Source organism: Micromonospora sp. NPDC048830 (genome assembly GCF_043198215.1).
Taxonomy (GTDB): Bacteria; Actinomycetota; Actinomycetes; order Mycobacteriales; family Micromonosporaceae; genus Micromonospora.
Genome location: NZ_JBICUP010000057.1, coordinates 1 through 14,925 on the forward strand (window position 1 = coordinate 1; position 14,925 = coordinate 14,925).

Below are 14,925 nucleotides of genomic sequence, written 5' to 3' on the forward strand. Positions count from 1 at the left end.
CAGGATCCTGCTCCTGAAGCTCCCGCGCCCGCTGCCCCAAATACGGCAGGAAAACCCGCTGCCGCAACACCTCCGCCGGCAACCCCGCCCTATTTCCGATCAGCCAGTGGCCAACCCGGACCTGCAAGAGCTCAGTCACCTGCGCGAGCCGTTCCCCATCGGGCTCACCAGCCCGCCCCAACTCGGCCCGCACCCCGTCAGGATCCGACAAGAACCCCACCAGATCCCCGTCCAGAACCGGACCCAACAACTCCCCCACACCCGCCGGATCCTCAGCCACCAACGCCGACAACAGCGAACGATCAACCGGCACCCCCACCGACGGCACAGGCGGCGCGGAATCGACCACACCACCAGCCGACCCACCAGCATCGACCGGCTCCTGGCCGGGGAACTCTGGCGGCGCGGCGTGACCATCTTTCCAAGCCTCCAGCACGGAGGCCGGGCCCTGCGCCCCACTGGCCGAACCCTGCGGCCGTTCCCAAGGACCATAACTGCCCGCCACACCGGCGTAGTAAGGAGCGAGAGTATCCTCAATCTGCTGCAGATCACCCTCGGACAGAACCACCTCAGTGTCGTGCCCGTGACCACCCATCAGCGACGATTTGGGGTCATCACGAACACCCGCACCGTGCACGACCTCATGGACATACACCTTCGAGGCCTGTCCCGCCGCCCAACGCCACTGATCGGTATCACTATCCTGGCCAACGACCCTGACCTCCTGATGGGCCAGATCGGGATGATCCACGAACTGCACTTCCCACCGCAGCGGCATGCCGACACCCGGCAACACCGACCCCTGTCCGTTCAACGCGGCGACACCCTTTAAAGTACGCCGCTTCACCTGCTCCACCGCGTCCGGCTGAGCCTCCAAAACGCCCGGGTCAGCCTTCACATAAATCCGCCGCAGGATCGTCCACTCTTTCAGACCCGGAATCAGCGTGTACCGCACCGCGACCAGCTCACCAAACAGCCGCCCCGGCCCACCCTTGCCACCAGACGGATCCTCACCAGGCTTAGGCCGCCACAGCTCAGCATCAATATCAACCGGCACACCTGGCAGCAGGTAGAGCAGGCGGGCCTTGTTCACAGCGTCCTGCCGACTGGATACGCCCAGCTTGCGCAGCACCTCGGTCATGGAATCAGCCACGGTGTCACCGTTCACCCCGAGCTGCTCCGCGATCTCGGAATCTGGCCACCCTTCCGCCACATAGGACAGCATTTCGGTCTCCGTCGGCGTCAGCCTAAGACCGTCAGATGAACCCCCGGTAGCCGCCACACTTGCCGGGCCCGGCACGGGACCGGTCAGCAGTCCGAGCTCGCGGAGCTTGGCCACACGGGCCGAGGCCGGCACGGCAGGGTCAGGCAGCAGTCCGCGAGCGCGGGCCTCGACCGCGGCGGCCATCCGACGATTTTTGCGCTGGTCCGGATGCAGCAGCTTACCCATCGCCATGGTCAGTTGATTCTCCACCGTTTTGGGCTTTATCCCGAGCATGTCTGCGATTTCGGAATTTTTCCACTTAGGGTCAACCTCCACGAGGTACAGCACTGCCTTCTGACCCGACGTCAGTTGCACCGGAGCCGACCTGTCCGGTTCCACAGGAGCCACCGCTTCCTCGGTTAGGGGAAGCGCCGCCGCGATGTCGGGATAGTCCATGTCCGAACGCAACGCCTGACGGACCCCGAATTGGCTGATGAGTTTGCCGGACAGCGCCGCTAGCTCTCTACCACTGATAGAGCCTTTGGCGGAGACGAACTGGGCCTTCTTCTGTCGGACCCATTCTTTTATCAGGTACGACGTCTGTTCGTTTAGCGCGTTGTGTTTCCGGTCCAGAGATATCCCCGCTGGCAGCGACTGCCTCGCCTCCAGGAACTCCTCGAGGTTGCTGGGGCCGCCCTGCTCGCCGGGTTCGAAGGCGACCATGTCCTTCAGCAGCTCTATCTGCTCCTCGTTCAGCCGGCCAGAACCCGACCGCGACTCACCCACCGGCAACTGCTCGGTGAGTGAGCCCGCGATTGCGGTGGCGGGTTGCCGCGCCTGCTGCCACAACCTCGAGACCGTCATGGGGGTGATGAGGAAACCAGACCATTCGGCCACCGAGTAGGTGCTGTATGGGTGGCCGCCGGGGTCCTCCCCGTCCATCAGCGACCGGACCCAGTCGTCCACCGCCTCCTTAAAGTCCCCCTCAAGCCGCTTTCCCCTGGCGGGCAGAACCCACCCGGCTGGGAGTCCCCTGGCCGCCAACATCTCGCGGAGGTTGGGGCCGCCCTTGACGGGCCGAAAGCTAACCACGTCGTGTCGAACGTCCCACAGCGCGCGAGACACGCCCGAACTCCACGCCCCCTCGACCTCCGACGGGCTGATGAGGCCGCCGGACAGCGTCGCTACCGTCTCCGGACTGTAGGGGTATTCGTAGCCGGGAATGATCTGGGCCCGCACCCTTCGGGCCCACTCTTGCATCAAGTACGACGTCTGCGAGTTTAGTTTCGTTCTCTGCTTTCTCAGGGACATCTTGTTCAGGGATATCCCCTCTGGAAGCTGCCGCATCCCCGTCAGGAACTCTCGGACGTTGCTGGGACCGCCCGGGCCGGGCCGGAAGGCGACCATCTGGTCCAGCAGCACGTTCTGCTCCCGGGTCAGCGGGCCAGGACCCGACTCCCACCCATACACGTCTGGTAGGGGTGCCGGCACCGGCTCGACGCCGGCACCACCAGCCCGCCTACTGATATTGCCGCTAGCAGCGGCCGCACCGACAGCGGTGTGCTGCGACGGCCTGCCGCCCATATCGCCGATCGCCCGTCCGGCACCGGGCCCCCGGCTCACGCCCCCCACAGCCGCCCCGCTCGGGCCGCCCCCCTGCCCGGAGGTCACCTGCTGGACCACGCCCGGCGCCCCGGCCAGCTGGCCAGAACGCGGCTGTGACCCACCCGCGTCCGCACTCCACGCGCTCTCGACCTCCGACGGGCTGATGAGGCCGCCGGACAGCGCGGCTACCGTATCCGGACTGTGGGGGTAGTCGTAGCCGGGTGTGATCTGAGCCCGCACCCTTCGCGCCCACTCGTGCATCAGGTACGACGGCTGCAGGTTGCGTCGCGGCGCTTCCGCCGACCCGTCGAACCGCCGTTTTGTACCTCCCTTTTCCAGGGTCACCCCCGCGGGAAGCTCGATCGTCTCCAGGAACGTCTCCAGGAACTCGTAAAGGTTGCCGGGGCCGCCCGGGCTGGGCCGGAAGGCGACCATCTGGTCCAGCAGCACGTCCTCGGTCAGCTGGCCAGAACCCGACTGCGACCCGCCGGCGTCCTCCGGCTGGTGGCCGGGGAACTCTGGCGGTGCGGCGAAGCCCTTGTCCCACAACTTCTGCACGGTGGCCGGGCCCTGCGCCGCGCTGGCCGCACCGGGCGGCCGTATCGCAGGACCGTCACTGCCCACGACACCGGCGTAATGAGGCTTGAGGATCTTGACGATGTCCTTCAGATCCTCGTCGGACAAACTCCAATCATCACCGTGCCTGTGCGGGCCCATCAGCGTCGAATCGGGCCTGTCGACAACACCGGCCCCGTGCACGACCTCATGCACGTACGCCCCAGGCTTTTCATCCGCCGCCCAACGACGCTGATTCGTCCGGCTACCCTTGGCAACGACCGTGACCTTCTGATGGGCCAGGGCCTCATCGTCCACGAACTGCACTTCCCACCGCAGCGTCTTGCCGACCTCCGGCAACACCGCCGGCTTACCGTTCAACGCGGCGATACCGTCCAGAGTGTCCCGCTTCACCTGCGCCACCGCGTCCTTCGGACCCTCCACAAACAACCGCCGCCGAATAACCCACTCATCCCCCGGAACCAGCTCGTACCGCACCGCGACCAACTCACCAAACAGCCGCCCCGGCCCACCCTCGCCACCAAACGGCTTCACATCAGGATCCGGCCGCCACCGCTCCGCATCAATCTCGATCGTCCCGACCGAGCCCGCCGAAGCCTGCTGCGACAGACGCTGATAGGCGTCCACCCATTCCCGCCGGAACGACCCGGCCCACGACCCAAGAGCACCCGGATCCACCCGGTGCTCACGCGCCAGCACCGCGAACCGGTCATCGGCCAGATCCGCCGGGTCGGACACCGCCTTGATCGAAGCCGCATCCACGGGAGCCGCGTCGGCGGAGGCCGCGTCGAGGGCGGTGGAGGCGGCGTCGACGCGGGCAGGCAGGTCCGCCACCGCCTGCCACACCACATTCGCGATCCCCTCCACCTGCGCGGCAACCGGCCGCACCGGCACCCCCGACAACGAGTTACCGCCGAGGACCGCGGCCACACCCCGGTCGATCTGCCGCGACAGTTCTCGTTCGACCGTACGCCGCACCGCCGCCGGCGCCCCCACCGCTTCGGCACCCGATGCCGAGGTGTTCGTGGGAAGGTACTGGTCCAGGTGGTAGCGGGCCGCCGATTCCGCCAGCGACCGCAACGCCTGCCGATCAAACTCCGCCAACAGGGCGGCCGTCACGCGCTCCGGGTCAGCGTCCGTACCCGCCAGCCCTCCAGCCACCACCCGCGCCACCGCCTGCTCCCGCACACCGTCCAGGAACCCCGGCGCAAGCGCGGCACCCGGCAGCCCGAACCGAGACAGCAACCCGGTGACGGTCTCCTGCCCCAACCGGGACGCCACCCACCCGTCAAAAACGGTCTCCACCTGCACCGGCAGGTCCACCTCACCCCGCCGCGCCCGCGCCGCCCCATCCAACAAACCGGCGTAGCGGTCCACGAGATCCCGCTCAAAACGCTGCCAGTCGCCGTCGGCGAGGTCGCTGCCGATCTCGGACAGCTTCGCCTCGGCCAGCTTCGTCTCGGCCGGGTCGGTGTCGGCGCGGTCGCCACCGGCACGGTCGCCGTCAGTCTCGGCCAGCTTCGTCTCGGCCGGGTCGGTGTCGGCGCGGTCGCCACCGGCACGGTCGCTGTCGGTCTCGGACAGCTTCGTCTCGGCCGGGTTGGTGTCGGCGGAGTCGGTGGGGGTGGTGTCGGGGTGGAGGTGGTTGGCGAGGGTGTGGAGGGCGGTTTGGTGGGCGGGGGTGGTGGTGTTGGTGGCGAGGGTGTTGAGGGTGTCCGCCCAGTGTTCGCGTTGCTCGGGGGTGAGGTCGTGGTGGGCGTCGGTGAGCGCGGCGAGGTCGGTGTCGGTGACGGGTTGGTCGTCGAGGATACCGGCGGTGAGCTGGAGGATGACGGCGTCGGCGTTGGCGCCGGGGGTGCGGTCGGGGTGGTGGTAGGCGAGGTGGGCGAGGGCTTTGACGGCGGTCGGGTCTGCGAGGTCGGGGCGGGTGAGCAGACGGGTGAGGTGTTGCTGCCGGTCGGTGGGCGCGCCGGTGGCGGGTGTGTCGGCCTGGAGGTATTCGTACGCGTCGTGGATGCGGCCGTATTGGGCGAGCGTGAGTAGGGCCTGGTGGGGTGTGCTGGGGGTTTCTCGGGTGTCGAGTCGCCGGTAGGTGTCGTCGGTAAGGAGGTCGTGCTGGTGGGTGTCGAAGTAGTGATGGGATGCGACCGGGTCGGTGATGGTCAGCCACTGGTCGAGGGTGTCGGGGGCGGGTGGTGTGGGGTGGTGGATGACGTGCGCGGGTGTGGGCGCGGCTGGCGGTGGGGTGGTTGTGGTGGTGACGGTGCCGGCCCAGGCGCCGGCGGGTTTGGGTAGTGCGGGGATGAGCTCGGCGGTGGTGGTGATGTTCTGCCAGGCGTGGGCGAGGTCAGCGGCGGTGGAGGCGGTGGAGGCGGTGACCGCGGCGCTGAGTTGCTCGGTTTGTTCGGCAGTGAGGTCGTCGAGCAGTTGGTTGACGTGGCGGCGGTCGATGCGGGCGTTGATGTCGTCGGTGAGGGTGCCCATGTCGCGGGCTGTGGTGTCGGGCAGCCGGTCGATGCCACTGGTGGCCAAGGCCCGCGCGAGCCAGTCGGTGAGGGTGTTCAGGGTCGAGTGCCAGTCGTGGCGGTGGTCGGTGGGCCAGGTGGAGGCGATGGCCCGGTAGGTGTCCAGCACGGTGGTGGCGGGGTCGAGGACGGCGGCCACGGCGCGCAGGACGGTGGAGTCGATGGTGGCTTGCGGGTCCGCCTCTGGTGTGGCGCCTGGGTCGGCGGCGATGAGGTCCGCCAGTGCGCGCAGGCCCGCCGGGGCGGCCGGGTCGGCGGGTTCGACGGTGGCGACGGCCTGGGTGATCACGTGGTGGCGGGCCGCCGGGTCGGGGGACTGGAGGTATTGGTAGGCGGTGGTGTGTTGGCCGGTGCGGATGGTGTCGAGTAGGGCCCGGTGCAGCGGGGCCGTCGGGTCGGTGGAGCTGGACTGGGTGGCGAGTTGTTCCGCGGTGGTGTCGGCCTGCAGCGCGGCGAGGTTGTCCTGCGCGAATCGTTGTGAGGCGGCCCAGTTGTCGTGGTGCAGGAGCCAGCTGGTGAGTACGTCGGGTTCGATCAGGATGATGGCCTGGGCGCGGTCGAGGACGTCGTGGAACTGTGCGGTGTCAAGGGGGCGTTCGGTGGGGCCGGGGGTGAGCGGGTCCAGGAGCCGGTAGGTGCCGTCGGTGTCGATGCGTGCCGCGGCGGCGCCGAGGGGTCGGGCGATCCACAGCCGGGTGCCGGGTCGCAGGGTGGGTGGGCGCTGGGTCAGTGGTCCGGTGGTGGTCCATCCGGGGGGCAGGGTGGGGGCCAGCAGTCGCCGGGTGCGGCCCGCTCGGGTCTGTGGGGTATCGGTGTCGTGGCGGGGAATCGTGGGGGGGGTGGCGGGTCCGCCGGGCAGTCCCTGGGTGATCCATTCCCGGGCGCGGTCGTCGGCGCGGTCACGGACTTTGGGTGCGGGGTCGGTGAGTTCGCGCAGGAGGGTGGCGTGGTTGTCCGCGTCGGTGAGGACGCTCTCGGGGATGCCGAACTTCAGGGCGTTTTCTCTGGTGGTGGTGATTTCGGTCGCGCCGTACGCGGTGACGGTTTCTGTCCTGTCGCCCTTGCGGACGGTGATGTGGTAGGTGACGGGGACGTAGAGCAGGTAGACCTGGTTGTCTCCCCGGTTCCAGTTACGGACCTCGGTGGAGGAGGTGACGTCGATGCGGGTGATCCCGACTTCCGCATAGGCGCCGCTGCCGTCGATGTTGCCGCGGGTGACACCAAAGGGGTCGGCGGGGATGCCCGCGCCGCCGGTGAGGGTTTGGGTCTTCCGCTGGATCGCCTGGTTCGCCTGCTGCATCAGGACGGTTTCGTGGTCGTATTTCTCCAGCTCGGCTTTGGAGACGGTGGAGATCTGCAGGCTCGGGTTGAGGTCAGCGCGGACCGTGATGTCGACGTTGTCGTAGGCGGAGCTTCCCGAGACCAGGGACGTGAACTGCTTCCCGTGCTCGGTCATCATCGCGCCGATGTTTTTGGCCAGTTTGTCGTTGGTGAGTTGGGTGGCGGACGGGTGGACGTGGTAGGCGTGCTGTTTGGTCAGCAGGCCGGTCGAGGCCACCGCGTCGAAGATCGCTTTGACGCCGTAGGCGCCGGCGACGCGGTCCCACATGTCCAGTGGGCGGGTGGTCAGCGGGATGTTGAGGCCGACGGGTGGCTGGTTTCGCAGCCGCAGTGATTCCAGCGGCACGGCCACCACTTTGTTCTCCACGACCTCGCCGGAGACCGTCTCGACGCCGCGCAACGCCCCGAAGGTGTTTCCACGCTCGGACCTGATTTCCTCGATGGTGTATTTGTAGGCGACGTCCTTCTTGCCGTATTGGGCGGTGTTGTTGAGTCGGGCTCCTTCCATCCGGAGCTGGTTCCCGCCCTCGCCGTCGATGGTGTCGTTGCGCTGGTATTTGCCGTAGGAGGCTCCCCCGCGGACGAGCACCTCGTCGGGCACGGCGCCTTGACCGCCGCCGGCGACGCCGGCGGTGTAGCCGAACCCGTCTATCTGTCGGCGGGCCTTCACGTTCGCCTCGTTGTCGCGTCGGTAGACCTTCAAACCGGTGGGGCCGTCCTGCGGGTTTTCCGCCTTCCCGAAGGGCTGGGCCTCAATCAGCAGGAAGAAGCGGCGGTCACCGCTTTCGAACGGCCAGCCCTTACCGCCGTCCCGAAGTTGCGCCACACTCGCTTCCGACCAGGTGGGCAGCGATGCCACCTTGTTGGCCAGATCGTCACCGCCGAGTTGTCTCGCTTTCTCGGTCAGGTCGGCGATCAGCGGACCGTGACCGAACGCGCTGTCCGCGCTGGTGTGCTGCCCGATCCACATCGTGGAGAAACTGTGGTTGTCCGTCAGGCTGGCCGGTGGCAGCGGCGACATGCTCCACAACGGCGCCGACGAGGCCGCGGCCTCACCGTCAGGAACAAGGTTGTACGGGTCGTCGAACTTCGCCCGGTGCTGCTGCACGTCGCTGAGCCGCACATTGACCAATACCTCACCGGTGTGGACGACCGGGGGCCCACCCGGCACCGGAACCGTGAACTCCACTTCGGAGCGGACCCACGCGAACTTGGTGTCCTGGTATCCGCCTCGATAGTTGCCGAGCGTCTCCACTCGGGAGTGCTCCTGGCCGGAGCCGGAGGTGAACCGGGCGGTGCCGGTCACACCGGCGTTCCACCCATCACCGTCCGGAAGCCAACTGGCTGCCCCACTGTCGAGACCGAGTCCGACCCTGGCGATGCCGTCGCGGTAGCGGAGGTCTAGCGTGCCCTGTTCTGCGCCGTCCTGGCCCTCCTGAACCTGCTGGTTGTACGGGAACCAGACCTTGTCGACCCGCGGCCTGCCCAGCAATTTCGTCTGGAATCCGATCGTCACCGGACCCACAGGCAGCGTGCCCGCGCCGAACAAAGACCGCAACACCAACGACGTGAACAACGACGGAGTGAAGGCCTTCCACACATTGGCTGCCCCCACCCGGCCCGTCGCCACCAGACCAGCGGACAACTCCGCAAAGCCGGTAGGGTCAGCAATCGCATAGATCTGAATACCCTCGGTGGCCAGTGCAGAAGGCATCCGCGGCGGCGGCGGGCCATCCTGCGGCGGACTGACCACCAGGGCGGTCTCATCCTCCACCGACGGCGTGCCATCGGCTGAGGCGACGGGCGCACTGAGCAGGGCGGTCTCGTCGCTCTCCGGCAGCGGTGGCAGCGGTGGCGGCAGCGTGTCCTCGACCGGCGGCGGGTCCGCCAGGACGTCGGGTTGCAGCACGTCCGCCGAGCCCTTGACGCTGCCCCACCGCATGGGCTCGCCGTTGCCGATGAGCCCGAACAGGTGGAAGCGGAGGTCGGCCTTGTATCGCGCCGCCGGCAACTTCTGCCCGTCGGTGTCGGCGGTCAGATAGCTGGAAAGGTTACGGCCCTGCTTCGCCGACGGGTATTTGGTTCTGCGCACCGTCGCACTGAGAGGAACCGGATTCGGAGTCCCGGAATCCCGGCCGACGCCGTCCAGGTTCGTCAGACGACCGGTGACGTTACGCGCGTAAATGATGTCCATGTCGGTCACCGCGACCTGGATCTCGTACGGCGTCATCTCCGTGAACCTGCTGGCGGTCACCTCGGCGGACACCCCGCCGAGCAGGGTCCGGCTGGGGTCTGTGGGCGCATCCGGATGCGGCAGCTCAATAGTCACACCGGGCCGGCTCTTACCCGCACCGAACAGGTCGACGCGACGCGACAGCAAATTGTCGGCGGCCAACGCGTCGACCAACCGGACCCAGTTCTGGTGGGCCTGGTCCGGTTCGTTGATACCCGCTCCGGTAGGGCCGGCCACCTCCGCCAACGCTTGGAACGGGGTCTGCCCCTCGGCTCCCCGCGCGGCCGCCGGCAGGTAACCCAAATCCACCAACTGCGGAACGACCCTGTTGTAGATCGCCCGGTTACCCTCGATCTTTTCGACGTGATCCATGCCGAGGCCAGCGCCGGGACGCCACCACTGCTGGCGGCTTCGGTCCTTCGCTGGTTCCACCACCCCGTCCGCGATGCTCGGCGCGGGCGCGCCCATCGCGTCCAGCAACGCGACCATCCGCTGGCTGAGGGTCCGCTTCTTCTCGCTACCCGCGTCAGGCTTCGCCACCTCGGCCTGCATACGCTCGATCAGTTTCGGGTTGGGAACGAACAACCGCTCCCCATCGGCGCGGCGCAGGTTGTACACGTCCACCGCGGCCAGCAACGCGTCGGCGGAACCGCCGTCCACCAACACGTTGTCGATCGTGGACTTGACCTCACCGTTGTTGGTCGCCTCCACGTTGAGCTTCGGGGCGAAATCGAAACCGACGACCTGCAGCAGGCCACCGAGCCGTTTCGAGGACGTGATCAGAGACCGGTGATTACGGCCCGTCTCTTGGCCTCGATGCTCCCGATGACGTATCCCGAAACCGAGGCGAGGACCGCGGGGTATCTTGATCTGGCCGAAAAACCCGCCACCGGCCCGCCGCTGCCGGTCCGCGCCGGCCATACTACGGGCGATATTCCCCCGAATGTCGTCGAATCGCAGCTCGTTACTCATGTCGACCTCGCTGCCCTTGATCACCCGGGTGATCTGAGCATCGGTCAACGTGAGGTTCAGGCTGCGGTCACCACGCACCTCGTTGATGCGGAACATCCGCTGAATGTCGTCGCCCGAGTACCGCAGCTTGTCCAACTTGATCGCGAGATCAGTGTTGTTCAGCTTGCGCTCGACGATCGGCCCCCAGAAGGCGTAATCGTCCGGCTTCAACTGCTGACGCAGCACGGTCATCACCCGCGCGACCAGATCCAACCTGGCGATAGCGAAGTCAAGCTTCTCCAGCGGAAACTCGGAAGGATCGCTGATCGGTTTGGGCACCAGGTAGTCCGGGTCCACCAGATGGGTATGGGCATTCAGTCCAGTGGTCGCCTGGTCCGGCCTGCCATTGTTCCGCAGCGTCTCGTCATGCGGCAGCAACGCCTGCGCCACCAGATACGGCAACGTGTCGCGGCGGATATCCCCCTCGGCGGTGGTGAAGTGGAAGTCCCGCCAATTGCCGGTCGCGCGGTCCTGCACCCGGGCCACCCACGCCACATCCACTTCGGCCAGGCCACCGTCCTCCTTCATCCGCAGGAACTGGTACCGCGCCGGATTGTTGGACACGAACGACCGGGGACCCCACTGACGCGAGTGCAACGCCAGCCCGCCGACCTCGCCCTTCACCCCCACGCCGGCCTGATAACTCCCCAAGAGCTCACCAAGGAACAAACTCCCGTCAAACCGAGCGCCACCCGCCTCCTTGTAGGCGAACCAACGCAACTCCGCCTTGCCCGCCGCAAGAGTGCTCCCGTCCTTACCCCGCTTGGCCCAGTTCCCCGCACCACTGACCGGCTTAGCTACCGGCACCGGCCACAACCGGACATCAAACGAACCATCAGCCGTCTCGAGCCCGATCCCCTCATCGACCGCCTTCCCCAACGACGACTTCAGTTTCTGCTCCAGCACGCCGGCACTGATCGAACCCTTCGACGCCGGCGTGATCCGATTCAACCAGCCCGCCACATCCGGCACGAACGACGAAATATCCAGCACATTGTGGAACGACGTGATCAACCGGCTGCGTTCGGCGATCTCCTCCGCCGTGTGACCAGGCAACGACGGCCGATACGACACCGCCGCCTGATGGTCAGCCGGCGACTTCCAACCCGCCGTCGCCAACTCGATCAACGTGCGCTCGTAGTGCAACCTGTCCCGGGTCGCCTTGTAAGCGGCGACAGCCGCCCTGCCCCCGACCAACCGGGCGACAGAACCCGCCGCGCCCCTGACCACCCGGGCGGCAGAACCCGCCGCACCGCCGACAGTCCGGGCGGCAGAACCCGCCGGGCCACTGACAGCCTGGGCGGCAGAACCGGCCGCGCCCCCGACCGTCGTGGCGACCGTACCCGCCGCGGCCTCGGCCGCCCGGAAACCCGCCTCCACCTGAGCCTTTACCCGAGCCCTGACCGACGTGTCAGCCTCGGGAGCCGGCGCCTCGGACTCCCGCCCCCGCTCGTCCGGCGTCGCAGGCCGGTACCCGTCCGACTCCGCCACCGACGCAGGCCGCGAGCCCTCCACGACCACCGGCGCAGGCGCAGGCGCCGACTGCGACGACGGCGCAGGCACCGACTCGGTCCTGACCGGCGCACCGCTGCGCGCGCTCGACTTCCGCCACCACCTGTCGACCGTCACCGCATCGACCAGGCCCCCGGACAACGCCGCCACCGTCACCGCGTCATGCAGATAGCCGTCGAGGGCCTCCGCACCCCGCAGCCCCTCCACCCAGGGCCGCACATACGCTTCCGCCTCCGGCCCCAAACGGCCGTTCTCGTCCCGACGCAGGGACACCCAGGACGGAAGCCGCTGACTGTTCAGGAAATCACGGAAATTGGCGGGACCCCTACCATCGGCAGACGGCCGCCACCCCACCACCTCCGGCGACGGAGCCGCCAACATCGTCGCCAACCGCTCAATGTTCCCGGCATCCGTCCGGGTGTCATTCAAGAACTGCTGCGTCATCCACCGGTAATCAGCGAACCCGCCATCGTCCGTGAACCGCCGGTTCCGATAATCCGCGAAATACTTACGGCGCACCCGCACCAATTTTTCGATCTGCCCGTCAGGAACCTTCCGACCAGAATCGGTGGTATTCAGGTGCGCCCGGACCCGCGACCACTCCTTCCGCCGCTCCACCTCCGAATCCGGCATCCCCTCCCACTTCTCCGCCCCACGCTGGAACAGCGTCACCACCTGGCGATAACCACCATCCAACCAATGCCAACGCGCACCGCCACCCGCGAACTCCGACTTGCCGAACGAACGCTGAACCTGGCGACGCGCCCACGCCTGGAACGCATGCGACTGCTCCCACTTCCGCCGCGCCCCCGACTTGTCCGCCACCAACCGCAACACGTCCATCGACAACGGCGCCGAACCATCAACCCCCAACTTCACCTCGACCACACGCCGCAAAGCAGGCACACCCAACGGCCCCAACGGCCGCGCACCCCGGAAATCCTTCCGATACTGCCGGTGCGCCAACTGCACCACCGTGTCCAAAACCCGCGCATCATCCGGACGCGTAACCGTCAACCCCGCCTGCCGCGCCAGCCACCGCACCTCCAACACGCGCTCCGCCCACGGCACATACGACGACGGCGCCACCCCCGCCCCCACCGGACTCCGCAACCCCGACACATACTCGTCAATGTGCTGGTCAGGAGTCTTCACCCCCGCCGCAGAGCCAGCCTCTGAGCCGGTGTCATCCCCCGGCGCCCGGCCGTCCACAGACCCCACCGGCCCCAACACCCTGCCAAGAGTCCGGAAACCCGCCGCCCACAACAACCCATCACGATCCACCGGCCGCTTCGCCGCGTTCAGCCGATCCACATAGCCGTCAAGCACCGCCACATGATCAGCCGTAACCGTCTCGGCCCCACCATCCACATACGCACGAACCAACGGCAAAAACGCACCAAGACGATTCGGCCCATCCCCCGGCGCGACCCTGCCCGCCTCCATCTGGACCACCGTGGCAAGCCAAGAACCATCCAACAACCCAACGAGCGAACCGCCAGCCCCCTTCTTCAACTCCTTACGAAGGCCAACCACACTCGCCCGCACCGCCGGATCGAACTCACCCCCACTCCAATGATGAACCCGCGGCGCCCACTCCGCATCACCCAACAACCGGTTCAAATTCTCGTCAAACGCTGCCCGCACCCCAGTACGAACAGCCTCAAGCCCCTCCACCCCATTCCCACCACGACTAATCCGAAAATCAAGAGCCTCCAACTCCGACTTCAAATCAACAAGCTCAGAAAACACCTCCTCCGGCGACCGAGACACAGGCGGCGTCACCGGCGCAGGCGGCACAGGCGGCGTCACCGGCGCAGGCGGCACAGGCGGCGTCACCGGCGCAGGCGGCACAGGCGGCGTCACCGGCGCAGGCGGCACAGGCGGCGTCACCGGCACAGGTGAATGCGGGGTGGCCGGCTGATCCTGCGGCAACGGCGTCCTCGACGCCTGGTCAAGCGCCTCCCGCAACGAGTCGGTCTCCGCCGCCCACTGCGACCCAGACGGCGGCACGGCAGGCACAGGCGGTACGGAATCGACGACACCACCAGCCGACCCACCGGAAACCCCCGACTCGTAACCGGGGAACTTCGGCGACACGGCGAAGCCCTTGTCCCACAACTCCTGCATGCTGGCCGGGCCCTGCGCCGCGCTGGCCGCACCGGGCGGCCGTATCGCAGGACCGTCACTGCCCACGACACCGGCGTAATGAGGCTTGAGGATCTTGACGATGTCCTTCAGATCCTCGTCGGACAAACTCCAATCATCACCGTGCCTGTGCGGGCCCATCAGCGTCGAATCGGGCCTGTCGACAACACCGGCCCCGTGCACGACCTCATGCACGTACACCCCAGGCTTTTCACCCGCCGCCCAACGACGCTGATCCGTCCCGCTACCCTTGGCAACGACCGTGACCTTCTGATGGGCCAGGGCCTCATCGTCCACGAACTGCACTTCCCACCGCAGCGTCTTGCCGACCTCCGGCAACACCGCCGGCTTACCGTTCAACGCGGCGATACCGTCCAGAGTGGCCTGCTTCACCTGCGCCACCGCGTCCTTCGGACCCTCCACAAACAACCGCCGCCGAATAACCCACTCATCCCCCGGAACCAGCTCGTACCGCACCGCGACCAAATCACCAAACAGCCGCCCCGGCCCACCCTCGCCACCAAACGGCTTCACATCAGGATTCGGCCGCCACCGCTCCGCATCAATCTCGATCGAGGACGAACCACCCCCTACAGGACCCCGCTCAAACGCCGCCGCACCACCAGGCAACGACCCATCCTTGGAACCCGACTCACCCCCGGCGCCCGGCCCCTGCCCGGCGCCCGGCCCCTGCCCGGTGCTCGGAGCCTGCCTGGTCGGCTTAGGTTGCCACCCATTAAGGATGCGCATGTTGAACGATTCCTGCCGGT

At 67.3% G+C, this 14,925-nt stretch carries 1 protein-coding gene (only partly in view); it reads right to left on the reverse strand.

What is annotated here, in order from left to right; all coding sequences use genetic code 11:
• Positions 1 to 14,925 carry part of the coding region annotated (locus tag ACGFIZ_RS30390; RefSeq protein WP_393425498.1) for a LuxR C-terminal-related transcriptional regulator on the reverse strand (this coding region is incomplete at its 3' end). Its footprint extends 16,456 nt past the window's final position, so 14,925 of the 31,381 annotated nt are shown.